Origin of the sequence: Enterobacter sp. HK-058-C-ECC (assembly GCF_047531125.1) — a bacterium.
Taxonomy (GTDB): domain Bacteria; phylum Pseudomonadota; class Gammaproteobacteria; order Enterobacterales; family Enterobacteriaceae; genus Enterobacter; species Enterobacter quasiroggenkampii.
In genome coordinates, this window is sequence record NZ_JBLKCH010000003.1 from 317,006 (window position 1) to 342,132 (window position 25,127).

Sequence of the window (25,127 nt, forward strand, 5' to 3'; positions counted from 1 at the left end):
CGTGAAGGAAGTTAAAAACAACGACGTTTATTTGACTTTAGATGATAAGAAAAGTGATGAATTTATCTTAAAGCAAAATCTCGATGCGCTGCGAAACACAAAAAATGACGAGATGACGCGTATTACCCAGGACCTGGTATCGATCCCGGCAACGCTGGTGCGGCTGAAATGGCAGAATCGCCGTGAAATTTATCCGCTACAGGTCAAAGAAGAAATTTACGGTGCCGTGATGAACGCCATCATGGAACAGCGGCCAGAGCTGAAAGAGAAGCTTCTGGGTCGCCTCGAGGCCAATTACCAGTATCTGCTTGCCAGAGAAATCGCCACTCTGCGCCTGACGCGCAAACTGTCAGACGGTGAGTACCGCACCTCAAACGTCACCTGCGTTGCGCTTGATGAGGACGCGCTGGCGTCTGGCGCCAGCGCCCCTTCCGAACCGCAACGCTAATTAAATCTGAATACGGCAATCGCCTCTTTTAACTGCCCCGTCTGCTGCCGCTGCGCTTCAGCCACCTGCAGCGTTTGCGCTACGTGACGCACGTTCTCCTGCACGCTGGCATCGATGCTGGCAATACTGTCGTTCATCTGCGCAATGCTCGCCCGCTGCTGCTCGCTCATCTGCGACAACTCCTCCAGGAGAGAGCGGAGCCCTTCAATGCTCTCAATAATCGACTTCATTGTCATACCGGCCTGCTCTACCTGCTCGACGCCCTGCAGCGTGGTTGCCTGCGATGCGGTCAGCAGCTGGCGAATGTCTTTTGCAGCCCCCTCGCTGCGCTGGGCCAACACGCGCACTTCCGAGGCAACTACCGCGAAGCCTTTGCCATGTTCCCCCGCTCTGGCAGCCTCGACCGAGGCGTTAAGCGACAGGATATTGGTCTGGAACGCAATCCCGTCGATCAGCTCCAGAATGGCGTAAATGCGCTGCGACTCCTCGCGAATGTGCTCCATCGCCGCAATCGCCTGCCTTACGTTATGGCCTCCCTGCTCCGCCACGTTACTGGTACTGAATGCCACCTCCCGAACCTGGCGGGCTTTTTCACTGGTCAGGGTGGCGACAGCCCTCAGTTGTTCCATCGCACTGGCCGCCGTCGCCAGCGAACTTGCCTGGTGATCGGTACGTTCCGACAGCGCTCTGTTGCGTTGTCCTAACGCGCGGGATGCCTCCAGCAGTTGCCCAATATTGGCGCTGACCTGCTCAAGCGTGGCGCGCATGGTGCCCAGCGTCAGGCTGAACGTGCGGGCAAAGGGAGACTCTGCGGGTGCCGCATCGACGGCCAGCGTGAGGTACCCCGGTTCGCGGTTGATCACCCCCGCCAGCCTTGCCACTTCGCTCGCCGAGCGGGCGTCCTGCTCCATACGAATCGCCAACAGAACCAGGATCGCGGTCTGGACCACCACAAACAGCCCGTGGAAAACCACCATATGAAAGCCGGTGTGCATGAACACCACGACGCCGTACAGGTCGTTTTCCTGCAGATAGTTGAACACCAGGTGATGTAATGCGATGACCGCCGCCCCCATCACCAGCGGGCGCCAGTCTCGCCAGGCAAGGAGCGCGGAAAGCAGGACGAAAACCGAGAAATGGTATTCGGTTTCACCTTCGCCCAGATGAATCAGCAGCGCGGAAAATGCCATTAGCACAAACGCAGAGCTCAGGCGGAGTAACAGCGCGCCGGGGAACACCAGCGTCAGCAGCGTCGATAAACAGGCCAGTGAAGTGCCGACAATCACCCCCTGCATGATGTTTTCGTTGATATAGCCCACGCCCAGCGAGATGGCCCACAGCGACCAGATGAGCACCAGTATTAGCCTGTCGGCGCGTCGTCGAATGGCAGAAAGCGAAAACAGATCGTTTTGAGGCGCGTGCGGATACAGCCATGTCATCGTAGCCATAGGGAGTCTCTTGCTGTGCAGGTGAAAAGATCCTTCGAAGAAGGACTGTTTTTATTATCTTTTTTTAAGCGTAGTGGGGATATTCCACTACGCCATTTCAGCAAAAGATATATTTTAATGGCGCAACCGAATACTGATATTTACTTAACTATCAATACATTATTAACGTTGGCTTTATTGATAAAGAAATATGAAGAATGGGGATATACAGCAGAAAATAATAACGATGTTGCGTGGCAGAAAACAAAAAAGCTGGCTTTCGCCAGCTTTCGTTCTATTTTTTGGCCGCTTTCTCTTCACCGACCAGCCCAATCTTCAGGTAACCCGCCTGATGCAGCGTGTCCATTACCTTCATCATGGTTTCATAATCCACGGTTTTATCCGCACGGAAGAAGACCGTAGTGTCTTTCTTACCGCCGGTAAGCTGATCCAGCGCCGGGATGACAGAGTCGGCCGTTACCGGGTCGTTGCCAAGGAACATGGATTTATCGGCCTTCACGGACAGATAGACAGGCTTTTCCGGACGCGGCTGCGGCTGGCTGGACGAGGCCGGCAGATTCACCTTCACGTCGACCGTGGCCAGCGGCGCGGCCACCATGAAGATAATCAGCAGAACCAGCATGACGTCGATAAACGGCGTCACGTTGATCTCATGCATTTCGCCGTTATCGTCCAGATTTTCGTTTAGACGCATCGCCATAATATCAACCCACGCGCAGTTTGGACGCCGAGTGCACCGGCTTAACGGCGCTGGCATTCAGGTCGAGATCGCGACTCTGCAGCAACAGTACCTGCGCGGCAACGTCACCGAGCGTCGCTTTGTAGCTGCCAATCATGCGCGCGAAGATGTTGTAGATAACCACCGCCGGAATCGCCGCGACCAGACCAATCGCCGTCGCCAGCAGCGCTTCTGCGATACCCGGTGCCACAACCGCCAGGTTGGTGGTTTGAGTCTGCGCGATACCGATAAAGCTGTTCATGATGCCCCAGACCGTACCGAACAGACCGATAAACGGTGAGATCGCGCCGATGGTCGCCAGATAACCATTACCGCGCCCCATGTGTCGGCCAACGGCCGCCACGCGACGCTCCAGACGGAAACCGGTACGTTCTTTGATGCCTTCGTTATCTTCACTGCCCGCGGAGAGTTCCAGCTCGTTCTGTGCTTCATTCACCAGCAGGGTAGTCAGGCTTTTCGCGTGGAAGGATGAGGTCATATCTGAAGCCTGATCCAGAGAGCGGGCTTCTGCCAGCTGTTGCTGTTCCCGCTTGAGGCGACGCTTCTGCGAAAGCAGCTCGGCGCTCTTGCTGAAGAAGATAGCCCAGGTGACAACGGACGCCAGAATCAGGCCGATCATCACAATCTTAACCACGATGTCAGCATGCTGATACATGCCCCAAACGGAGAGATCCGCCTGCATCAAATTATTACCCACTCTGTATCTCCAGGACGCAAATCACAAAATCTGAACGTAATAATATCAAAACGTCGTCGAATTGATAGTAGTTCTCATTAGTATTTGCATAGTGCCGCAATTTTCGTTCACTTTCCTTGCGCTTACGCAGTAAAAATTTCTTATGCGGTTTTTTGCTAATATTTTCTGCTTATTCGATAAGCCTGCGGGTGCAGTTTTTTCCAATCGTGGTAGTCTGGACGTCCAGACGTATAAAAACAGGGTTAGCGAACATGACAACGAAGCATCTTGATACCACGCTGGTACAGGCAGGACGCAGCAAAAAATATACCCAGGGATCGGTTAACAGCGTGATTCAACGCGCCTCCTCGCTGGTGTTTGACACCGTTGAGGAGAAAAAAATCGCCACGCGCAACCGCGCAAAAGGCGGGCTGTTTTATGGCCGTCGCGGCACGCTAACCCATTTTTCTCTGCAGGAAGCGATGTGCGAGCTGGAAGGCGGCGCAGGCTGCGCGCTGTTCCCGTGCGGGGCGGCGGCGGTCGCCAATACCATTCTGGCGTTTGTGGAACAGGGCGATCACATCCTGATGACCAACACCGCCTACGAGCCCAGCCAGGACTTCTGTACCAAAATCCTCAGCAAGCTCGGCGTGACGACCGGCTGGTTCGACCCGCTGATTGGTGAAGGTATTGCCGAACTTATTCAGCCAAACACGCGCATTGTGTTCCTGGAATCACCGGGGTCGCTCACCATGGAGGTCCACGACGTGCCGGCTATCGTGAAGGCCGTGCGCAGTAAAGCGCCAGAGGCGATCGTTATGATCGACAACACCTGGGCGGCAGGCGTGCTGTTCAAAGCGCTGGACTTCGACATTGATATTTCGATTCAGGCGGCGACGAAGTACCTGATTGGCCACTCTGACGGGATGATTGGCACGGCGGTCTCCAACGCGCGCTGCTGGGATCAGCTGCGTGAAAATGCCTACCTGATGGGCCAGATGGTGGATGCCGACACGGCCTACATGACCAGCCGCGGGCTTCGCACGCTGGGCGTTCGCCTGCGTCAGCACCATGAAAGCAGCCTGACGGTGGCCGAATGGCTGGCGCAGCATCCGCAGGTTGAGCGCGTGAATCACCCCGCGCTACCCGGCAGTAAAGGCCATGAGTTCTGGCAGCGTGACTTTACAGGCAGCAGCGGGTTGTTCTCGTTCGTGCTGAAAAAACGGCTGAATAATGACGAGCTGGCCAGCTATCTGGATAATTTTACCCTCTTCAGCATGGCCTACTCGTGGGGCGGTTTTGAATCCCTGATCCTGGCTAACCAGCCGGAACAGATTGCGGCCCTGCGCCCCGGTGGCGACGTGGACTTCAGCGGTACCCTGATTCGACTGCATATTGGTTTAGAAAATGTTGACGATCTGATTGCGGATTTAGCAGCAGGGTTCGAGCGTATCGTGTAGAGTGCTGGCTGAAAATGTACTCCCTGGACGCTTTTGTGGACACCGCAAGCGGAAAAGTCTGCATGAGTTGCGCCCGGGATCAAACCCGACGGGCAAATAAGGGAGTACAATAGCGCTATATCTGCTGTTCCACAGGAAAGTCCATGGCTGTTATTCAAGATATTATCGCGGCGCTCTGGCACCACGATTTTGCCGCGCTGGCGGATCCTCACGTCGTCGGTATCGTCTATTTCGTGATGTTCGCAACTCTGTTTCTGGAAAATGGATTACTGCCAGCCTCGTTTTTACCCGGTGACAGCCTGCTTTTACTTGCCGGGGCGTTAATCGGTAAAGGCGTCATGGACTTCACACCAACGATGGTTATCCTGACCTCCGCTGCCAGCCTGGGCTGCTGGCTGAGCTATCTGCAGGGCCGCTGGCTGGGGAACACGCGCGTCGTCAAAAGCTGGCTGGCGCAGCTGCCGCATAAATATCATCAGCGCGCGACCTGTATGTTTGACCGGCACGGCCTGCTGGCGCTGCTGGCCGGACGTTTCCTCGCGTTCGTTCGCACCCTTCTGCCGACGATGGCGGGCATTTCCGGTCTGTCGAACCGCCGCTTCCAGTTCTTCAACTGGCTGAGCGCCCTGCTGTGGGTTGGCGTGGTCACAACGCTCGGCTACGCGCTGAATATGATCCCCTTCGTGAAACACCACGAAGATCAGGTGATGACCTTCCTGATGGTGCTGCCGATGTTCCTGCTGGTGGCGGGTCTGGTGGGAACCATCGCGGTAGTGATTAAGAAGAAGTACTGCAGCGCATAATTCAACAAAGCCGGGTGGCGCTATCGCTTACCCGGCCTACGTTTTTCGTCAGACTCCCTGCATCGTTCTAATACGTGACGCATCCTCTCCCGGCGTGACGCCGAAATAGCGCTTAAACTCCCGACTGAACTGCGAGGCACTTTCATAGCCCACCCGCATCGCCGCCGCGCTGGCCTTCATGCCGTCGTGGATCATCAGCATCCGCGCCTTATGCAGCCGGTAGGTTTTGAGGTACTGCAGCGGCGAGGTGCTGGTTACCGATTTAAAGTTATGGTGAAACGCCGAGACGCTCATGTTCGCTTCCGCCGCCAGCTGGTCGACGCTGAGGTTCTCCGTGTATTGGCTTTCGATACGCTTGAGCACGCGGCTTATCAGGCTGAAGTGGGTCTGTCGGCTCACCAGAGCGAGTAACGCGCCGCCGCCCGGGCCCAGCAGCACGTGGTAGAGGATCTCGCGGACGATCTGCTTGCCCAGAATGCGCGCGTCCAGCGGCCTCTCCATCACATCCAGCAGACGCTCAATGGCGCAGAGGATCTCTTCCGACAGCGTCGCCGAGTTAATCCCGCTTGAGGCCATCGAAGGCTGGAAGAGTTCATCTTCGCCAATCTCCATCAGCAGCTCCTGCAGCTGAAGGATGTCGACATTGACGCGAATACCCGCCAGCGGAACCGCCTCTGTCGCGAAGGTTTCACATTCAAAGGGTAAAGGTACTGTCAGAAGCAGATATTCATTGGTGTCGTAGCGGAACACGCGCTCGTTGATATAGCCAATTTTATGGCCTGAGAAGAGAAAAACGATGCCCGGCTGGTACATGACCGGCGTGCGCGTCCCCGGCTGCGTGCCATAGAGCAGGCGAATATCCGGCAGCAACTCGCTGGCACGATTTTCATTATCTATCAATCTCTTAATCTGCACAGTGAGCTGCTGGCAGATAGCCTCACGGTTCATCTTGCGTTACTCCGGGTACGGTTTTCGACGTTGACAGTGTGCGTTGTTTTCCGCGCTTTCTCCAGCGCTCTGTAGAAATGGGCAAGACATCGGCAGGAATGTGCATTGAGGGCGTAGCCCCGGATAGCCACAATGAGCAGCATCAGGTCGCCCTCTGCGCACCACGGTTTTTCACCCACTAAAGGGAACGAGCAATGAACAACTTTAATCTCCACACCCCAACCCGCATTCTGTTTGGTAAAGACGCTATCGCTGACCTGCGCGCACAGATCCCTGCTGACGCCCGCGTGCTGATCACCTACGGTGGCGGCAGCGTGAAAAAAACCGGCGTGCTGGATCAAGTTTACAGCGCGCTGGACGGTCTGGACGTGCGTGAGTTCGGCGGCATTGAGCCAAACCCGTCCTACGAAACGCTGATGAATGCGGTAAAAATCGCCCGCGAAGAAAACATCACCTTCCTGCTGGCGGTCGGCGGCGGCTCCGTGCTGGACGGTACTAAATTCATCGCCGCTGCGGCGCACTACGCTGACGGCATCGATCCGTGGCACATCCTGGAAACCCGCGGCAGCGACATCAAAAGCGCCATCCCGATGGGATCCGTGCTGACCCTGCCAGCGACGGGTTCTGAATCCAATAAGGGCGCGGTGATCTCCCGTAAAACCACCGGTGACAAGCAGGCCTTCATGAACGAACACGTTCAGCCAGTGTTCGCCATTCTGGATCCGGTTTACACCTATACCCTGCCAGCGCGTCAGGTGGCGAACGGCGTGGTCGATGCCTTTGTACATACCGTTGAGCAGTACGTCACGTATCCGGTGAATGCCAAAATTCAGGATCGCTTCGCGGAAGGCATTCTGCTGACGCTCGTCGAAGAGGGTCCGAAAGCGCTGAAAGAGCCGGAAAACTACGACGTTCGCGCCAACGTGATGTGGGCGGCTACACAGGCGCTGAATGGCCTGATCGGCGCTGGTGTGCCGCAGGACTGGGCGACCCACATGCTGGGCCACGAGCTGACGGCGATGCACGGTCTGGATCATGCGCAAACGCTGGCCGTTGTGCTGCCTGCACTGTGGAACGAAAAACGCGACACCAAACGCGCCAAGCTGCTGCAGTACGCCGAGCGCGTGTGGAACATTACCGAGGGTTCTGACGACGCGCGCATTGATGCTGCCATCGAAGCAACCCGCAGCTTCTTTGAAGGTCTGGGCGTGCCAACGCGTCTGTCTGGCTACGGCCTGGACGGCAGCTCCATCCCTGCCCTGCTGGCGAAACTTGAAGAGCACGGCATGACCCATCTGGGCGAGCACGGCGACATCACGCTGGACGTCAGCCGTCGTATTTACGAGGCGGCACGCTAAGCGTTTTTGTCCCCCCGACTTTCGTTTTTTGACATTTCGTCCAGACTTAATGCACACCCCATCGCCGGAGTCTCCCTCCGGCGATGCGCACCTGAAGGAGGAAAAATGGCAAACCAAACCGTAATCAAGCTGCAGGACGGCAACGTGATGCCCCAGTTGGGGCTAGGTGTATGGAAAGCCGGTAACGACGAGGTCGTCTCCGCCATTCATAAAGCCCTGGAAGTCGGCTACCGGTCGATTGACACCGCCGCCGCGTACAAAAACGAGGACGGCGTAGGTACCGCACTGGCCAGCGCTGGTGTCCCTCGCGATGAGTTGTTCATCACCACGAAACTGTGGAATGACGATCAAAAACGTCCCCGCGAAGCCCTGCAGGAGAGCCTGGAGAAACTCCAGCTCGATTTCGTCGACCTGTATCTGATGCACTGGCCGGTTCCGGCCATCGACCATTACGTTGATGCCTGGAAAGGGATGATTGAACTGCAGAAAGAGGGGCTGGTGAAAAGTATCGGCGTCTGTAACTTCCAGGTTCATCACCTGCAGCGGCTGATTGACGAGACGGGCGTCGCGCCCGTCATTAACCAGATCGAGCTGCATCCGCTGCTGCAGCAGCGGCAGCTTCATGCCTGGAACGCCACGCATAAAATCCAGACCGAGTCCTGGAGTCCGCTGGCGCAGGGTGGCCAGGGCGTGTTCGATCAAAAAATTATCCGCGAACTGGCGGATAAATACGGCAAAAGCCCGGCGCAAATCGTCATTCGCTGGCATCTGGACAACGGCCTGGTGGTGATCCCGAAATCGGTCACGCCATCGCGCATCGCCGAGAACTTCGACGTCTGGGATTTCCGGCTGGACAAAGATGAGCTGGGCGAGATTGCGAAGCTGGATAAGGGCATGCGGCTTGGGCCAGACCCGGATCAGTTTGGCGGATAATACTTAAAACGAGCCCGGTCTTCCGCCGGGCTCGTTTTAATTTATAAACCGGACTGACATCTCGCTTCTCCGGGAAGATCAGGTAATGTGCAAATAACGTTGTACGCTTTCCCTTCCAGTTTATGTGGCCCACCGAGACCGCCGCCTACTTCTGCACCATATTCCTTTCCGTTGACGCTTATCTGGAGCGGGGTGTGATAAATCCAGTCCATCGGACCTATTGGCAGAAAAAAGATCCACTCATGCTGGCTCTGAAAAGCAAAACGACCGTTGTCGTCAGAAAGCGTTTGCTCCCTCTCTAATGTTATTTTAGCGCCCGGGACTGGCTTACCTGCGCTGTCGATTAGACGTCCTTCCACTTCTGGCTGTGTCTGGCGGTGCATTACACAACCGCATAACGTAAGGCCAATCAGCATCGCTCCTGTTAACTTCCTAATTTTCATTTTGGGCCTCCTACCCTTATGCAGAAAAAAGCCGGGTGGCGGCTGCGCCTTACCCGGCCTACGCGCTGACCTGTAGGCCCGGTAAGCGCTAGCGCCACCGGGCTTTGTTACAGGTTTAACCGATCTTACGTTTTACGTTCTTCTTCATTCCCGCTCCACCGTTCGAACGCTGATGCATAATCGGCGTGTGCTTGGTCAGCGCCGGGCGCGTATTGCGGTTCTGGCGACGCGCTTCGCGCATCTCCTCCAGCGTCGGGGCCGGTACCAGACAGTCGCGGCGCGAGCCGATCAGATGTTTTTTACCCATCTCTTCCAGCGCCTGGCGGATCAGCGGCCAGTTTTTCGGATCGTGGTAACGCAGCAGCGCTTTGTGCAGACGACGCTGTTTGTCCCCTTTCGGCACCACCACCTCTTCACTCTTGTAGCCAATCTTACTCAGCGGGTTCTTGCCGGTGTAATACATGGTCGTCGAGTTAGCGAGCGGTGACGGATAGAAGTTCTGCACCTGATCCAGGCGGAAGCGGCGCTGCTTCAGCCACAGCGCCAGGTTGACCATGTCCTCATCACGCGTGCCCGGGTGCGCGGAGATGAAGTACGGGATCAGATACTGCTCTTTGCCCGCCTGCTTCGAGTAGGTGTCGAACAGCTCTTTAAAGCGGTCATAGCTGCCCATGCCCGGCTTCATCATCTTCGACAGCGGGCCTTCTTCGGTATGCTCCGGCGCAATCTTCAGATAGCCGCCGACGTGGTGCGTCGCCAGCTCTTTGATGTAGCGCGGATCTTCCACGGCAATGTCATAACGTACCCCGGACGCGATGAGGATCTTCTTGATGCCCTTCAGATCGCGCGCGCGTCGGTAGAGGTTAATCGTTGGCTCGTGGTTGGTATCCATGTGCTCGCAAATGCTCGGATAGACGCAGGAGAGACGGCGGCAGGTTTGCTCCGCACGCGGCGACTTGCAGCGCAGCATATACATGTTCGCGGTTGGACCGCCAAGATCGGAAATCACACCGGTAAAGCCCGGCACCGTGTCGCGAATGGCTTCGATCTCGTTGATGATCGACTCTTCCGAACGGCTCTGAATGATGCGCCCCTCGTGCTCGGTAATGGAGCAGAAGGAGCACCCGCCGAAGCAGCCGCGCATGATGTTGATCGAGAAGCGGATCATCTCATACGCCGGGATACGGGCGTTGCCATACGCCGGGTGCGGCACGCGCTTGTACGGCAGCGCAAAGACGCTGTCCATCTCTTCGGTGGAGAGCGGGATGGCCGGCGGGTTGATCCAGATAAAGCGCTCGCCGTGCTTCTGCATCAGCGCGCGGGCGCAACCCGGGTTGGTTTCATGGTGCAGAATACGGGACGCATGGGCGTAGAGCACCTTGTCGGCTTTCACCTTCTCATAGGACGGCAGCAGCACGTAGGTCTTTTCCCATGGCTTCGGGCGCGGCGGCTGCACGACGATAGCCTTCGCTTCCGCTTTCTTTGGCTCTACCGGTTTGTTATCCGCACACGGCAGATCGTCGCCATACGGGTGTGGGATCGGGTCGATTTTGCCCGGCATATCGATGATGCGGGAATCCACGCCGCGCCAGCCCGGCAGCGCCTCTTTTACCATGAGCGCGGTATTGCGCACGTCGCGGATGCTGCTCACCGGCTCGCCCTGCGACAGACGGTGCGCCACTTCCACCAGCGGACGCTCGCCGTTTCCGTAAATCAGCATGTCGGCTTTGGAATCCACCAGCACCGAGCGGCGCACAGTATCAGACCAGTAATCGTAGTGCGCGGTACGGCGCAGGCTCGCCTCAATGCCGCCCAGGATCACCGGGACGTCTTTCCAGGCTTCTTTGCAGCGCTGGGTATAGACGAGGGTCGCGCGGTCCGGACGTTTGCCCGCCACGTTATCCGGCGTGTAGGCGTCGTCATGACGCAGCTTACGGTCGGCAGTATAGCGGTTGATCATCGAGTCCATGTTGCCTGCGGTCACGCCGAAGAACAGGTTGGGTTTACCCAGACGCATAAAGTCGTCTTTGCTGTTCCAGTCAGGCTGGGAGATGATCCCCACGCGGAAGCCCTGCGCTTCAAGCATACGGCCACAGATGGCCATGCCAAAGCTCGGGTGGTCAACGTAGGCATCGCCCGTGACCAGAATGATGTCGCAGCTGTCCCAGCCCAGTTGGTCCATCTCTTCCCGGGACATCGGCAGGAACGGCGCCGGTCCAAAGCAGGCCGCCCAGTACTGGGGCCAGGAGAAGAGGTCACGATCCGGCTGGATCAGGGAAATTGCGCTCATAATGCTTCCGAAGAAAAAATAGACAAAAGGGCGGGGATTATACGCTGGATCATTGTGGGAAATGAAGGGGTATTATGCGGGCTGTTGCCCTCACCCCACCCCTCTCCCACAGGGAGAGGGAGAAAAGCAATTTACGGTGCCGGGTTGACCAGCATTTGACCCACCGACCCCCTGTCCATCATCTCCAGCGTCTGGCTGTGGAACAGGAACGGGAAGTGCGGCCACGAAGGCTGGCCGTAGTAGACGAGCAGCTCAACCTGACCGTCCACCCAGACGGTATCTTTCCAGCCGCGATCCTCCGGGAACGGCATCGCGCCGTTGACGTTGCGGATCAGGAACGACACCCCTTCAATATGGAACGACTGCGGCATATCTGAACGCACCGTCCAGCGCTCCCAGGTGCCCTGCTGCGCGGTGATGTCAATGCGGTTGACGTCCCATAGCGCGCCGTTGATGCCCGGGTCGTCGCCCAGACTGATATCACGGCTGCGCACCGGCGAGCCGCTCATGATCTCCTGCGGCAGCAGACGCATGGGCAGGCTGTCGGTCACCAGCGGCAGCAGACCGGTTGGACGCAGGGTCAGCACCAGGGTGGAGACAAGTATGCTCGACGGTTCAAAGAACCCGCGAATGCGGTCGACAATGCTGGCCGCTTCACCGCAGGTGACAGAGACTTCATCCCCGTTGGTCATATCAATGAGAATTTCGCGACGCTCACCCGGCGCGAGCGCCAGCTGTTTGACGGACACCGGCGCCGGTAAAAAGCCCTGATCGCCGGATATGACGTGCAGCGGACGGCCATCGCTCATCTGCAGCTGATAGCGGCGCGAGTTAGACGCGTTGAGCAGGCGCAGGCGCACCCAGCCACGGGACACTTCGACATACGGGCTCTGCGCGCCGTTAACCAGCAGCGTATCGCCGACGAAGCCACCGCTGCCCGGCTCGCTGTATTCCGGCGTGCCGAAATTATCCAGACGTTTGTCCTGGATGATAATCGGGAAGTCATCCACGCCGTAGTGGTTCGGGATCGGCAGGGATTTGCTGACTTCATCTTCCACCAGCCACATGCCGGCCAGGCCGTTATAGACCTGCTGCGCCGTGCGGTTAGGCGTGTTGGCGTGATACCACAGGGTTGCCGCACTCTGGCGAATCGGCAGAACGGGCGCCCAGTCGGCACTGGGTGACATCATGCGCGCCGCGCCGCCAATCAGCGGGCCAGGCACCTGCAGGCCGCTGATGGTCATGGCGACATTTTCAGGGGTACGGTTACTGTAGATGAGCTTAACGTCATCGCCATTCCACACGCGTATGGTCGGCCCAAGGTAACGTCCGTTAATGCCCCAGACCGGCGCACGCGTCCCCTGGGTAAAGGACCAGTGGCTGCGCTGCAGCGTCAGGAAAAGCGGCTGACCGCGACGGGATTCAATGAGTGGCGGAATAGGCAGCGGCTGTTGCTGCCCGGCGGCGCTGGCTGTCAGCGGCATCGCACCCGCACAAAGGGCGATCCCCGAAGCCTGAATAAACTGACGCCGACTGAGTGACATATAAGCTCCATCTGAAACGACTAACAACGCGGGAATTCGTTTTCCCTTCAACGCCGGATTAAATCTTACCGGCGGCTTCTCTCTCTGCGACTTCTTTGTCGAGCAGCGCAATATGCTCAGCCATCAGATCACGGCAGTGCGCAGCCAGCTCGCGCACCTGATCTTTACCGTATTTGCTGGTATCGACGGGTGGCAGCATTTCGACAATCACCAGCCCGTTATTCAGGCGGTTAAGATTAATCTTATTCGAAGTATTGGAAACGCACACAGGAATAATTGGAACACCTGCCGCAATTGCGGCATGAAACGCACCGGTTTTAAACGGCAGCAGGCCGCGGCCGCGGCTACGCGTCCCTTCCGGGAACATCCAGATTGAGATCCGACGCTTTTTAAAATGATTCACCACTTCTGCAATGGTGCTGTGCGCTTTTGCACGGTTATTACGGTCAATCAGCAGGTTACCAGTAAGCCAGTACAGCTGACCAAAAAACGGGATCCACAGCAGGCTTTTTTTGCCCACCGTCACGGTCGGTGGAAGCACGATATTAGAGGCCGTCACCATATCGTAGTTGTTCTGATGGTTGGCGATATAGATGGCGTTACCGAAATTCTCCGCCCCTTCCGGCAGACGTTTTTCAACTTTCAGACCAAACAGCGGCGCAAGGCGCCCGAACATATGGCCAAAGGTGGCGACATGCTTCGGATTACGCGGGCTGAGCAGGCAATAAATAGAGCCGAAAATACAGACCAGAATGCAGTAGATAACGGTAAGAATAAGACGAACAATATATAGCATAGCGACCTCTGAAGCCCTAACAGCTGACAATTATACTTCACCTGTGGCCAGGTAAGGACTTTATTACGAGCGCGTATTGTTAATCGCAACGCACGAATTAACAACGATTTTACGGGAAATTTTATTGAAATTCCCCCTCCGAACAGAGGGGGATATCACGACATTACTCTTCGCTGTCACCCGCAGCGCTGCGTGCAGGAGAGTCTATCTCCACGCGATCGATACGCTGCAGACCGCGCATCAGCGAACCGCGGCGACCGCGCTCACCCACCACCTTCTGCAGCTCTTCCGGACGAAGCTTGATTTTGCGCTTGCCGACGTGAATGGTCAGCGTGCTCTGCGGCGGCAGCAGGAAGAGGTGCGCCAGGCCATCTTCGCCTTTCGCGGCCTCCGCCGACGGGATGTTGATGATCTTGTTGCCCTTGCCTTTTGACAGCTCAGGCAGATCGCTGACCGGGAACATCAGCATACGTCCGGCGGTGGTGATCGCCAGCAGCATGTCGCTTTCGTTCTCGATCACCAGCGGTGCCATCACGTGAGCGTTGTCCGGCAGGCTAATCAGCGCCTTACCGGCACGGTTGCGGGAAACCAGATCGTTGAAGGTACAGATAAAGCCGTAGCCCGCATCAGACGCCAGCAGCAACTTCTGGTCATCGGCTTCCATCAGCATATGGTCAACCGTCGCGCCCGGCGGCAGCGTCAGCTTGCCGGTGAGCGGCTCGCCCTGCCCACGCGCGGAAGGCAGCGTGATCGGGTCAATGGCGTAGCTGCGCCCGGTGGAGTCGATAAACGCTACCGGCTGGTTGCTCTTGCCTTTCACCGCCGCTTTGAAGCTGTCGCCCGCTTTGTAGCTGAGCCCCGGCGCGTCGATATCGTGGCCTTTGGCGCTGCGCACCCAGCCGCTCTGCGACAGGACAATGGTCACCGGCTCGGACGGCTGCATGTCGTGCTCGTTCATCGCCTTCGCTTCTTCGCGCTCGTGCAGCGGAGAACGACGGTCGTCGCCAAACGCGTCGGCATCGGCCTGCAGCTCTTTCTTCAGCAGGGTGTTCATCTTGCGTTCGGACGCGAGGATCGCCTGCAGCTGATCGCGCTCTTTTTCCAGCTCGTTCTGCTCGCCGCGGATCTTCATCTCTTCCAGTTTGGCGAGATGGCGCAGCTTCAGCTCGAGGATCGCTTCGGCCTGGGTTTCGCTGATGCCAAAGCGCGACATCAGGGCGGGCTTCGGCTCGTCCTCGGTACGGATGATCTCAATCACCTCGTCGATATTGAGGAACGCCACCAGCAAACCTTCAAGGATATGCAGACGCTTAAGCACTTTCTCGAGACGATGGTTCAGACGACGGCGTACCGTATCGCGGCGGAACGTCAGCCATTCGGTGAGGATCTCCAGAAGGTTTTTCACCGCCGGGCGTCCGTCGAGACCGATCATGTTCAGGTTGATGCGATAGCTTTTTTCCAGATCGGTGGTGGCAAACAGGTGGTTCATCACCTGCTCCATGTCCACGCGGTTGGAGCGCGGCACGATCACCAGACGGGTCGGGTTCTCGTGGTCCGATTCGTCGCGCAGGTCGTCGACCATCGGCAGCTTTTTATTGCGCATCTGGGAGGCGATCTGCTCCAGCACTTTGGCACCGGAAACCTGATGCGGCAGCGCGGTGATGACCACGGCGCCGTCTTCTTTATTCCACACCGCACGCATGCGTACGGAGCCGCGACCGTTCTGGTAGATTTTGCGGATTTCCGCGCGCGAGGTGATGATTTCGGCTTCGGTCGGGAAATCCGGACCCTGCACGATATCCAGCAGATCGTCGAGCGAGGCTTTCGGCTGCTCAATCAGGGTGATGGCGGCTTTCGCCACTTCACGCAGGTTGTGCGGCGGAATGTCCGTCGCCATACCGACCGCAATCCCGGTGGTGCCGTTCAGCAGGATGTTCGGCAGACGCGCAGGCAGCATCTTCGGCTCCTGCAGCGTACCGTCGAAGTTCGGTACCCAGTCAACGGTCCCCTGCCCCAGCTCGCCCAGCAGCACTTCGGCATATTTAGAGAGGCGGGATTCGGTATAACGCATCGCCGCGAAGGATTTCGGATCGTCCGGCGCACCCCAGTTCCCCTGACCATCCACCAGCGGGTAGCGGTAAGAGAACGGCTGGGCCATCAGCACCATCGCTTCATAACAGGCGCTGTCGCCGTGCGGATGGTATTTACCCAGCACGTCACCGACGGTACGGGCGGATTTCTTGAACTTGGCGGTGGCGTTCAGCCCCAGTTCGGACATCGCATACACGATGCGGCGCTGAACGGGCTTCAGGCCATCCCCGATAAACGGCAACGCCCTGTCCATGATGACGTACATGGAGTAGTTCAGGTAGGCGTTTTCCGTGAATTCATGTAGCGCGAGGCGCTCTGCCATATCGCTCATTACGTGTGATTCCTCAACTCAGAAACCGAAGGGTTTCAGGCAATATTGCCGCAGATACTACCCTATCTGACGAGTTGAGTCACAAAGAAAAAGGGCCGCTTATGCGGCCCTTTCCGGGTTATTTGTTCAGCTTAATGACCTGCTTCACGTCGATTTCAAAATCGTTCCACTCTTTATCGACCTTGCCCTGGATTTCCACTTTATCCTGAGGGCTGACGGTCACGCCGTTCCAGCGCTTGTGGTCAATTTCCACGTTCACCGTGCCGGTCTCATCGCGGAAGGTGTAGCGGTCATCGGACAGGCGCTGGGTGATGTTCCCGCGCAGCTTCACCCAGCTGTCGTCCTTCATCTCTTTTACCTTCACCGCGGTGGTGAGGTTGGCGTCATTATCGACAAAACCGCCTGCCTGCGTTTGGGTCTGGGTCTGTGCGGCAGACGGGCCGTTAAATCCGCTCTGCGCGGCAAAAACGGGGGCAGTGGTCATCATCATGATGGCGGCAATAGCAGCGAATTTTTTCATATTAACTCTCCCTTTAATCTGGTTTCGCAGTCCATTAAACAGGGTAATCCTTAACAACTTCTTAAGGGAAAAATTTATTTATTATTGCTGTACAGCAGGCGCTTACAGAGGGTTTACTGACGACATCAAGGAGGGAATATGCGCATTTTACTGGTAGAAGACGACACGTTAATCGGCGACGGTATCAGGGCGGGTTTAAGCAAAATGGGCTTTAGCGTGGACTGGTTTACCGACGGCAAAACCGGTCAGGCCGCGCTCGCGTCTGCGCCCTATGATGCCGTGGTGCTGGATCTGACGCTGCCGGAAATCGACGGTCTGGACATCCTGCGCGCGTGGCGCGAAAGCGGGCGCAGCGAGCCGGTATTGATCCTGACCGCGCGGGATGCGCTTAACCAGCGCGTGGAGGGGCTGCGTCTTGGCGCGGATGATTATCTCTGCAAGCCGTTCGCGCTGATTGAAGTGGGCGCCCGCCTTGAGGCGCTGGTCCGCCGCAGCCACGGCCAGACGCATAGCGAACTACGCCACGGCAAGGTTACGCTCGATCCGACCCGACTCGTCGCCGCGCTGGACGGTGAGCCGCTGACGCTGAAGCCGAAAGAGTTCGCGCTGCTGGAACTGCTGATGCGCAATGCAGGCCGCGTGCTCCCTCGCAAGACGATTGAGGAAAAACTGTATACCTGGGATGACGACGTCTCCAGCAACGCGGTAGAAGTCCACGTTCATCACCTGCGCCGCAAGCTTGGCAGCGAATTTATCCGCACCGTGCACGGCATCGGCTATACCTTGGGTGACGCATGAAGCTGACGCAACGCCTGAGCCTGAAGCTGCGCTTAACGCTTCTCTTTTTAGCGCTCTCCCTGACAGCATGGTTTGCCGCCAGCCTGGTGGCCTGGCAGCAGACCACCCACAAGCTGGATAAGCTCTTCGACACGCAGCAGATGCTGTTTGCCAAACGGCTGCTGACGATGGATCTTGACGAGATCCGCGCCCCCGAACGGATGCGCGAGATCCCGAAAAAAGTAAAGCATGGCCGTCTCGATGACGACGCGCTGGCTTTTGCCATTTACGCCGTCGACGGCAAAATGCTGCTGAACGACGGCGAGAACGGGCGCGATATTCCGTATCACTATCGCCGCGACGGGTTTGCTAACGGGCAGCTCCAGGACGACAACGACGAATGGCGTTTCCTGTGGCTGACCTCACCCGACGGGAAGTACCGCGTGGTGGTCGGTCAGGAGTGGGAGTACCGCCAGGATATGGCGCTGGACGTGGTCAGCTCGCAGCTCACGCCCTGGCTGGTGGCGCTGCCCGTGATGCTGCTCTTGCTAATTCTCCTCCTGAGCCGGGAGCTGAGGCCGCTGAAAAAGCTGGCGCAGACCCTGCGCTCTCGCTCGCCGGATGCGACCGAGGCGCTTGTGCTTCATGGCGTCCCCACGGAAGTGCGCCCCCTGCTCGACTCGCTGAATCACCTCTTCGCGCGTACCCAGGAGATGATGACGCGCGAGCGCCGATTTACGTCCGACGCGGCCCATGAGCTGCGCAGCCCGCTGGCGGCCCTGAAGGTGCAAACTGACGTGGCGCAGCTCTCGCAGGACGATCCGCAGGCGCGGGAAAGAGCGCTGGCGCAGCTGCATGCGGGCATCGACCGCGCTTCCCGGCTGGTGGACCAACTCCTCACGCTGTCGCGTCTGGACTCGCTGGACAACCTGGACGATGTCGAACCGATAACGCTTGCCGATTTACTGCAGTCGGCGGTGCTGGATATCTGGCATCCGGCGCAGCAGGCAGGGATTGATATTCGCCTCAACAACCATGCCCCGCAGGTCAAGCGTCAGGGACAGCCCCTGCTACTCAGCCTGCTGGTGCGCAACCTGCTGGACAATGCCATCCGCTACAGTCCGCGCGGCAGCGTGGTGGACGTTACGCTGGACGCGCGTAGCTTTAGCGTGCGCGACAACGGTCCCGGCGTTGACCCCGAGGTGCTGACGCGCATCGGCGAGCGTTTTTATCGTCCACCGGGCCAGAACGCCACGGGCAGCGGGCTGGGACTCTCTATCGTCAGGCGCATTGCCGCGCTCCATGGGATGCGCGTCTCGCTGAGCAATGCGGCGGAAGGCGGCTTTGAGGTGAAGGTTAGCTGGTAGCGGATTATTGCATCTCCAGCAAAAGACTTTGCACATTTTGCTCATTTTTCCGCTCCGTCCTCGCGCGTAGAATACCCGGCATACTCTCATCACCGAGGACAAAAAATGAGCAACATTCTGATTATTAACGGTGCAAAAGAATTTGCGCACTCTAAAGGCCAGTTGAATGACACCCTGACCGAGGTCGCGGATGGTTTCCTGCGCGACGCCGGGCATGATGTTAAGGTCGTGCGTGCAGACAGTAACTACGACGTGAAGGCCGAAGTGCAGAACTTCCTGTGGGCTGACGTGGTGATCTGGCAGATGCCAGGCTGGTGGATGGGCGCGCCGTGGACCGTGAAAAAATACATGGACGACGTGTTCACCGAAGGTCATGGCTCTCTGTATGCCAGCGATGGCCGCACCCGCTCTGACGCGTCCAAAAAATACGGTTCAGGCGGCCTGATTCAGGGCAAAAAATATATGCTGTCACTGACCTGGAACGCCCCGCTGGAAGCCTTCACCGAGAAAGATCAGTTCTTCGAAGGCGTGGGCGTGGACGGCGCGTACCTGCCGTTCCACAAGGCGAATCAGTTCCTGGGCATGGATCCGCTGCCGACCTTTATCGTCAACGACGTGATTAAAATGCCTGATGTCCCGAGCTATATCGCAGAATATCGCAAGCATCTCGCGAAAATTTTTGCTTAACTGGTAGCCTGGAATTAAAGGAGTAGTAAACATGCTTACCGTTATCGCAGAAATCCGTACTCGTCCAGGTCAACATCACCGCCAGGCGGTGCTGGATCAGTTCGCGAAAATTATCCCGACCGTACTGAAAGAAGAAGGCTGCCACGGCTACGCGCCGATGGTGGATGCCGCCACTGACGCCAGCTTCCAGGCAACCGCGCCAGACTCGATCATCATGGTTGAGCAGTGGGAAACCGTCGCGCATCTTGAAGCGCATCTGCAGACCGCGCACATGAAAGCGTGGAGCGACGCGGTGAAGGGTGACGTGCTGGAAACCCACATCCGCATCCTGGAGCAAGGGGTTTAAGTTCGTGGAATTTGCCGGGTGGCACTGCGTTTACCCGGCCAACAAAACCTGAACCGTAGGCCCGGTAAGCGCTAGCGCCACCGGGCTTTGTTGTTTTTAGCTGCTTTTCTTCCCCGGCTTTAACCCGCGATGGAGCTCGTTGATGCGCTTCATGGACTTGATGGTGCGCTGCGGCTCGGTAGAAGCGACGGACAAAATGATCATCTCCAGACAGAGCAGCACCGTGCCGTGGAGCGGGATTTTGCCCTTTTCACCGCCGCGCGGAACGTGGATCACCACGCTGGCCTCCTTACTGAAACGCGAATCAAGGGCGTTAGTCAGCAGGATGGTGGGAATGCCCAGACGTTTTGCTTCACGCAGGGTGGTTTGCCCCTCCCGGTGCGCGGATTTCTGCGCCATCATCACCAGCACGTCGCCGCGCTGAAGCGCAATCAACTGCTCGGCAAGCCCTATCCCGGTACGGTTGAGCGGCGTGGCGGGTAACCCCATACGGCTGAACAGCCTGGCGGTGTACTCGGCCAGAATGCCCGAGGCGCCAATGCCAAATATGGCGACCTGCCTTGCCTGTGCCAGCAGTGAGACCGCCTGCGCCATCGCGTAGCGGTTGTGGGGCTCAGATAACACCTCGCAGGTGTGCTGATGTCCCTCCAGCACGAAATCAATGCTCGCGTTGACGTCGCTGGCGAGCGTGTTCACCGTGGTGGACATCTTTTCGCTGGAGGTGACCACCGGGCCAAACCACTGCTCCAGCGTCTGCTTAAGATCGCGCAGCCCGGCGAAACCGAGCGCCTGTATGGCGCGGACCACCGTGGCATCCGAGGTTTTCAATACGGCAGCAATCTCCATGGCGGTCTGCTCCATCACCGCCTCGCGGTTGTCATGGATATAGCGTGCGACCTGCAGCAGACGCGGCGTTAGCTGATGCGCCCGCGCGCGAAAGCGGTCGCCATAGACATCCACGCGCCCTTTCTCTTTGCGGATCACCGTGACGCCTCCGGCAGCGGACGCCCGGCAATCTGCGACTGCACCTGCGCGGCCATCAGCCCTAATGACGCGAACGAATTCGAGATCGCCTCTTCACGCGAGATCAGCACGTAGTGCCCGGTTCGGCAGGCAGTCAGGAACTGACACCAGCCCGGCATGACCGCCTCCATTGCCGCCAGCTCGTCCTGCGGTTTACCGCCCGTATCCCCGCGCCAGGTAGCGAAGACGAAATCGGCATCCAGCTCCGGCAGGCGCTCGGCGCTGACGTCGATGCGCCCTCCGTCCGGGATGGACTCAATCAGTGGCGGGAATTTGAATCCGGCGTCGCGCAGCACGCGGCCCAGCGAGTGGTAGCTGTGCATGGCGTTGAATTTCCCCTGATTGGCCTGAATCACCGACACGGTGATTTTGCGCGTGTCGATGGTCGCCTTCAGCGCCTTGATTTGTTCCTGATAGCGGCGTTCCAGAATGTTTAGCCTTGCCTGCGTGCCCGTGAGCTGCGCCAGCTTGCGGTAGATTTCCGGCGCGCCGCCGTCGAGATGATCGATGCTCACCGTCGGGGCAATTTTCGCCAGCTGTTCCACCGGGGTGTTGCGGGTCGGCTCGGTAACGATCAGGTCAGGTTTTGCGGCGGCGATGGCTTCGATGTCGATATCCGCCGTGCCGATAAATTTGATATCGGAATTATCGAAGTCGACGCCGGTCAACATGCCGCTGGAGCGCAGAAAATGGCTGCCGTCCGGCCGCGTGCGGCCATGGCTCGCCACCGGCGGCACGCCAAGCTCAATCAGCGGAATGGTGATATCCAGATCGTGTAATGAAACAATCCGCTTCGGATGAACCGGCACAACCACCTTGCGTCCCAAATCGTCGGTAAATACCTGCGTCGGCTCCGCCGCGCTCACTGCGAACCCCACCAGCAACAGCATCGAAAACAGTACGCGCATCATAGTCCCCTAAAATCTGTCCCGACGCTGCCAGAGCAGCAGCAGGAAAAACGGTCCGCCAATCAATGAAATCACAATTCCCGCCGGCAGCTGCAGCGGGAGGAATGCCAGACGTCCGACGTTATCCGCCAGCAGCACCAGCAGCGCCCCCAGCACGGCGCTTCCCGTCAGGAGCGCGGTTTGCCCGCCGCGCAGCAGCAGGCGCGCCATGTGCGGGGCAATCAGCCCCACGAAGCCAATGCTGCCCACGCAGGAGACGCAGGCCGCCGTTAGCACCACCGGAGCGAGAACCCGCAGCAGCGCCAGCCGGGTTGTGCGCACGCCAAGGCCCGTAGCGGCCTGATTGCCGAGCAACGCCACGTCCGCGGCCCGGGCGGTAAACAGCAGCAGCGCAAACGCGGGGGCGGCCCAGAGTGCGGCCAGGCCTACCAGCGTCCAGTTTGCCGCATGCAGGCTTCCCGCCAGCCACAGCATCGCCGTCTGCACGTCACGCACGTCGGCGGTGGTCATAAAGACGCCCATCGCCGCGGCAAACGCCCACGACACGCCGATGCCGATCAGGATGAACCGCGGGCGCGAGATATCGCGCGCCAGGACGATCACCAGCAGCGCGGTGAGCAGCCCACCGGCCATGCCGACCAGCGGACGCCAGGCCAGGCTGAGTGCCGGGAACTGAAAAATCAGCAGCAGTACCGCCGCGCTACAGCCCTCCTTCACGCCGATAAGCCCCGGGTCAGCCAGACCGTTGCGGGTGATGGACTGCATCGCCGCCCCCGCCATGCCGAGCATCGCGCCGCACAGCACCGCCATCAGCAGGCGCGGCAGACGGATATCCATCACGACGTAGCGCGTCTCCGCCGTCAGACTTTCAGGCGAAAACAGCGCACGCCCGATGACGGAGGTTGGAATGGGCAGAGAACCGTGCGTCAGGCCAAAGCCCAGCAGGCTTAGCGCCGCCAGCGCGAAAAGCGACAGGTACGCCAGCGCTTTCGGGCGAATCAGCGCCGACAGGTGGCCAACGCGGATCGCGCGGAGTCCGGCCCGGTTCATTTGAACATCCTCGACGCCATAAAGATGAACACGGGCGCGCCGACCAGGGCCGTCATGATGCCGGTTGCCAGCTCCCAGGGGGTAAACAGCGTGCGGGCAGCGATATCCGCCAGCAGCAACACCAGCGCGCCGCACAGGGCCGACAGCGGCACCATCACGCGCAAATCGACCGACACCAGACGGCGGATGAGCTGCGGCACCACAAGGCCGATAAAGCCAATCGGTCCGGCGAGGGAGACGGCCGCGCCGCAGAGCAGCGCGATGGCCAGCAGGGCAAGAAGGCGGGTTTTCAGCAGCGACACGCCAAGCCCCTGCGCCATTCTGTCGCCCAGCGCCAGCATGTTGAGCGAGGGCGACAGCCCGATAGCAAGAATAAAACCGGCTGCTGCAGCCCACAGGGCACTCTGGAGCATCTGCGCGTTGACTCCGGCGATATCACCTGCCAGCCAGGTGCGCAGAGAGAGCAGCGTCTGTTCATCCAGGATTAACACCGCGGCGGTAATCGACGAGGCAAACGCCGACATCGCCACGCCGCACAGGGTGACCTTCATCGGCGTGAGCCCGATGCGACCGGACGAGGAGAACATCAGCACCAGCAGAAACAGCGCGGCGGCACCGACGGCGGCAATCAGCGGGCGACCAAACGGCAGCGAAAGCCCAAGCGCGCCGGGGATCACCCCCCCCAGCGCAGCCCCGGCGTTGAGCCCCAGAATATGCGGCTCGCCGAGCGGGTTGCGGATCACGGACTGCAGCAGCACGCCCGCCACGCCGAGCGCGGCGCCTGTCACCATTGCGGCGCAGAGGCGCAGCAGCCGTAGTCTGATGATGATGTTATGGTCGAAATTGCGCGGATCGAAGTGGAAGAACGCCTCCACTACCGTTCGGGGAGGGATAAACCGCGCCCCGATGCCAAGATGCACAATCGCGCCCAGCACCAGCAGCAATGTAAAAATCAGGAAGGCGAGAGAAGCGCGCATCATGGGTGTTCAAGGCTCTGGCGAAACGGCATAAAGAACGGTTTGCCGGTCAGGGGATTGATGGACATATGCACGTCCACATCAAACACCGCTTTGATCAGCGCCGGCGTGCAGGCGTCGCCTTCATGTAACACCCCCTCGACTTTTCCCTGGCGTAAAAAGACCAGTGAATCACCGTAGTTCACGGCAAAGTTGAGATCGTGCAGCACCACCACCACGGTGCGCCCGTGCTGACGGGTCAGGGCGTGCAGCAGTTCCAGGATCTCCACCTGATAGCGGAGATCGAGATACGTCGTCGGCTCGTCAAGCAGGATATACGGCGTTTGCTGCGCCAGCGCCATGGCGATCCAGCAGCGCTGACGCTGGCCGCCGGATAAGCTTTCCACCGGCATATGGGCAAACTCTGCCGTGCCGGTCAGTCGAAGGGCCTCTTCCACCGCCCGCTCGTCCTCGTCGCTCCACTGACGCATAACGTTTTGCCAGGGAAAGCGCCCGCGCGAGACCAGCTCAAAAACGGTTAACCCTTCCGGCAGCAGCGGCGACTGCGGGAGAATGCCAAGCTGACGGGCGACCGCTTTGGTGGGCTGCTCATGAATGGCTTTACCGTCCAGCAGCGCGGTTCCCCCAAGCGGCTGCAGCAGCCGCGCGATAGTGCTCAACAGCGTGGATTTTCCACAGCCGTTCGCCCCGACCAGCACCGTCATTTTCTGCTGAGGGATCGCAAGGGAGATATCATCAACGATGATTTTTTTCTGATAGCCCGCAGAGAGGTTCTCCAGAACCAGACCCGGTTTGTGTGTGTTGTGAGCCACGTGAACGCCAACGTAATGAAAAACCAACAAATAAAAATAAAACTCATTCTCTTTTGAGAGTTTGACGCCGCGCAATGTAGTAGTCAAGCGAAGAAACACCCTGAAAAAACCAGGGGTAAACCAGAGAACAAATGAGCCCATCAAGGCTTTTAAAAACATTTATTTCAATGAGTTAAATATCAACCCGCTGCGCTTACGTACGCGGTTAACTGCTGTAGTCGATTTTTTCTTTTTTCCATTTACTACTACATTCCCTCATGATTGAATGATTCTCAATTACATGTCCGATGCCACTTCCGGCTAACGGACAGACCGTAAAGGGCAATGACTCACACAGTTTGCCGCGAACGCA

At 58.3% G+C, this 25,127-nt stretch carries 24 protein-coding genes; 9 read left to right on the top strand and 15 right to left on the bottom strand.

All coding sequences use genetic code 11. The features are described from left to right. Nucleotide 1 precedes the first annotated feature (1 nt). Nucleotides 2–448, top strand: coding sequence for a hypothetical protein (locus ACMWJS_RS09615; RefSeq protein WP_045909962.1), 447 nt, complete (start codon nt 2–4; stop codon nt 446–448). Here ACMWJS_RS09615 and ACMWJS_RS09620 read toward each other — a convergent pair. The 3 genes from ACMWJS_RS09620 to exbB form a co-directional block, all read right to left on the bottom strand. Further along, nucleotides 445–1,896, bottom strand: coding sequence for a methyl-accepting chemotaxis protein (locus ACMWJS_RS09620; RefSeq protein WP_414746991.1), 1,452 nt, complete (start codon nt 1,894–1,896; stop codon nt 445–447). The two genes, ACMWJS_RS09615 and ACMWJS_RS09620, sit on opposite strands and share 4 nt — an antisense overlap. 274 nt (nt 1,897–2,170) lie before the next feature. Further along, nucleotides 2,171–2,596: a TonB system transport protein ExbD gene (exbD, locus tag ACMWJS_RS09625; protein WP_045909964.1), complete on the bottom strand. Its 426-nt coding sequence runs from the start codon at nt 2,594–2,596 to the stop codon at nt 2,171–2,173. 4 nt (nt 2,597–2,600) lie between these two features. Continuing rightward, nucleotides 2,601–3,332 carry a tol-pal system-associated acyl-CoA thioesterase gene (exbB, locus tag ACMWJS_RS09630; RefSeq protein WP_334755970.1) on the bottom strand — a complete coding sequence of 244 codons (732 nt, stop codon included), beginning with the start codon at nt 3,330–3,332 and terminating at the stop codon, nt 2,601–2,603. Nucleotides 3,333–3,583: 251 nt separating this feature from the next. Here exbB and metC point away from each other — a divergent pair, with 251 nt between their 5' ends. After that, nucleotides 3,584–4,771, top strand: a complete 1,188-nt coding sequence (gene metC / locus ACMWJS_RS09635; protein ID WP_045909965.1) for a cystathionine beta-lyase — start codon at nt 3,584–3,586, stop codon at nt 4,769–4,771. 143 nt (nt 4,772–4,914) lie between these two features. Beyond that, complete coding sequence (yghB, locus tag ACMWJS_RS09640; RefSeq protein WP_024906512.1) at nt 4,915–5,574, top strand: DedA family general envelope maintenance protein YghB; 660 nt, start codon at nt 4,915–4,917, stop codon at nt 5,572–5,574. Nucleotides 5,575–5,622: 48 nt separating this feature from the next. Here the strand turns inward: yghB and ACMWJS_RS09645 are convergent, their stop codons facing one another. Beyond that, nucleotides 5,623–6,522 carry an AraC family transcriptional regulator gene (locus tag ACMWJS_RS09645; RefSeq protein ID WP_045909966.1) on the bottom strand — a complete coding sequence of 300 codons (900 nt, stop codon included), beginning with the start codon at nt 6,520–6,522 and terminating at the stop codon, nt 5,623–5,625. Between the two features lie 194 nt (nt 6,523–6,716). On the opposite strand from ACMWJS_RS09645, the gene yqhD reads away from it, so the two are divergent. Then, a complete protein-coding gene (gene yqhD / locus ACMWJS_RS09650) occupies nt 6,717–7,880 on the top strand; it encodes an alcohol dehydrogenase (RefSeq protein WP_024906510.1) in 1,164 nt (387 codons plus the stop codon). A gap of 105 nt (nt 7,881–7,985) precedes the next feature. Next, nucleotides 7,986–8,813, top strand: coding sequence for a 2,5-didehydrogluconate reductase DkgA (gene dkgA, locus ACMWJS_RS09655; protein WP_048029017.1), 828 nt, complete (start codon nt 7,986–7,988; stop codon nt 8,811–8,813). A gap of 41 nt (nt 8,814–8,854) precedes the next feature. Here dkgA and ACMWJS_RS09660 read toward each other — a convergent pair whose 3' ends face one another. The 6 genes from ACMWJS_RS09660 to ACMWJS_RS09685 all read right to left on the bottom strand — a co-directional run bounded on the left by ACMWJS_RS09660 (nt 8,855) and on the right by ACMWJS_RS09685 (nt 16,828). After that, complete coding sequence (locus ACMWJS_RS09660; RefSeq protein WP_025912494.1) at nt 8,855–9,256, bottom strand: carboxypeptidase-like regulatory domain-containing protein; 402 nt, start codon at nt 9,254–9,256, stop codon at nt 8,855–8,857. A gap of 115 nt (nt 9,257–9,371) precedes the next feature. Continuing rightward, nucleotides 9,372–11,546: a YgiQ family radical SAM protein gene (locus ACMWJS_RS09665; protein WP_414746992.1), complete on the bottom strand. Its 2,175-nt coding sequence runs from the start codon at nt 11,544–11,546 to the stop codon at nt 9,372–9,374. A 131-nt stretch (nt 11,547–11,677) separates the two neighbouring features. Next, nucleotides 11,678–13,090: a cell division protein FtsP gene (gene ftsP, locus ACMWJS_RS09670; RefSeq protein ID WP_045909971.1), complete on the bottom strand. Its 1,413-nt coding sequence runs from the start codon at nt 13,088–13,090 to the stop codon at nt 11,678–11,680. Nucleotides 13,091–13,148: 58 nt separating this feature from the next. Next, complete coding sequence (plsC, locus tag ACMWJS_RS09675) at nt 13,149–13,886, bottom strand: 1-acylglycerol-3-phosphate O-acyltransferase (protein WP_414746993.1); 738 nt, start codon at nt 13,884–13,886, stop codon at nt 13,149–13,151. A gap of 163 nt (nt 13,887–14,049) precedes the next feature. Next, a complete protein-coding gene (gene parC / locus ACMWJS_RS09680; protein WP_045909972.1) occupies nt 14,050–16,308 on the bottom strand; it encodes a DNA topoisomerase IV subunit A in 2,259 nt (752 codons plus the stop codon). 118 nt (nt 16,309–16,426) lie between these two features. Further along, nucleotides 16,427–16,828 carry a YgiW/YdeI family stress tolerance OB fold protein gene (locus tag ACMWJS_RS09685; RefSeq protein ID WP_252077733.1) on the bottom strand — a complete coding sequence of 134 codons (402 nt, stop codon included), beginning with the start codon at nt 16,826–16,828 and terminating at the stop codon, nt 16,427–16,429. Between the two features lie 138 nt (nt 16,829–16,966). Between ACMWJS_RS09685 and qseB the strand changes: the two genes are divergently transcribed. The 4 genes from qseB (at nt 16,967) to ACMWJS_RS09705 (ending at nt 20,005) form a co-directional block, all read left to right on the top strand. After that, complete coding sequence (qseB, locus tag ACMWJS_RS09690; protein ID WP_414746994.1) at nt 16,967–17,626, top strand: quorum sensing response regulator transcription factor QseB; 660 nt, start codon at nt 16,967–16,969, stop codon at nt 17,624–17,626. After that, nucleotides 17,623–18,972 (top strand): quorum sensing histidine kinase QseC, encoded by a 1,350-nt coding sequence (gene qseC / locus ACMWJS_RS09695; RefSeq protein ID WP_325818832.1) that lies wholly within the window; start codon nt 17,623–17,625, stop codon nt 18,970–18,972. The genes qseB and qseC overlap by 4 nt, the downstream gene beginning before the upstream one ends. A 105-nt stretch (nt 18,973–19,077) precedes the next feature. Further along, nucleotides 19,078–19,659, top strand: a complete 582-nt coding sequence (locus ACMWJS_RS09700; RefSeq protein WP_024906501.1) for an NAD(P)H-dependent oxidoreductase — start codon at nt 19,078–19,080, stop codon at nt 19,657–19,659. Between the two features lie 31 nt (nt 19,660–19,690). Beyond that, nucleotides 19,691–20,005 (top strand): putative quinol monooxygenase, encoded by a 315-nt coding sequence (locus ACMWJS_RS09705; RefSeq protein WP_008502984.1) that lies wholly within the window; start codon nt 19,691–19,693, stop codon nt 20,003–20,005. Between the two features lie 96 nt (nt 20,006–20,101). On the opposite strand, the gene ACMWJS_RS09710 is transcribed toward ACMWJS_RS09705, so the two are convergent. The 5 genes from ACMWJS_RS09710 to ACMWJS_RS09730 are packed head-to-tail and all read right to left on the bottom strand — an operon-like array spanning nt 20,102 to nt 24,775. Then, complete coding sequence (locus ACMWJS_RS09710; protein WP_032664435.1) at nt 20,102–20,989, bottom strand: MurR/RpiR family transcriptional regulator; 888 nt, start codon at nt 20,987–20,989, stop codon at nt 20,102–20,104. Continuing rightward, on the bottom strand, nt 20,986–21,936 hold the full coding sequence (locus ACMWJS_RS09715) for an iron-siderophore ABC transporter substrate-binding protein (RefSeq protein ID WP_414746995.1): 951 nt from the start codon (nt 21,934–21,936) through the stop codon (nt 20,986–20,988). Before ACMWJS_RS09715 ends, ACMWJS_RS09710 begins: the two co-directional genes overlap by 4 nt. A gap of 9 nt (nt 21,937–21,945) precedes the next feature. Continuing rightward, nucleotides 21,946–22,986: a FecCD family ABC transporter permease gene (locus ACMWJS_RS09720; RefSeq protein ID WP_414746996.1), complete on the bottom strand. Its 1,041-nt coding sequence runs from the start codon at nt 22,984–22,986 to the stop codon at nt 21,946–21,948. After that, a complete protein-coding gene (locus tag ACMWJS_RS09725; RefSeq protein WP_414746997.1) occupies nt 22,983–23,966 on the bottom strand; it encodes a FecCD family ABC transporter permease in 984 nt (327 codons plus the stop codon). Before ACMWJS_RS09725 ends, ACMWJS_RS09720 begins: the two co-directional genes overlap by 4 nt. Then, nucleotides 23,963–24,775, bottom strand: coding sequence for an ABC transporter ATP-binding protein (locus ACMWJS_RS09730; RefSeq protein WP_414746998.1), 813 nt, complete (start codon nt 24,773–24,775; stop codon nt 23,963–23,965). The genes ACMWJS_RS09725 and ACMWJS_RS09730 overlap by 4 nt, the downstream gene beginning before the upstream one ends. Nucleotides 24,776–25,127 lie beyond the last annotated feature (352 nt).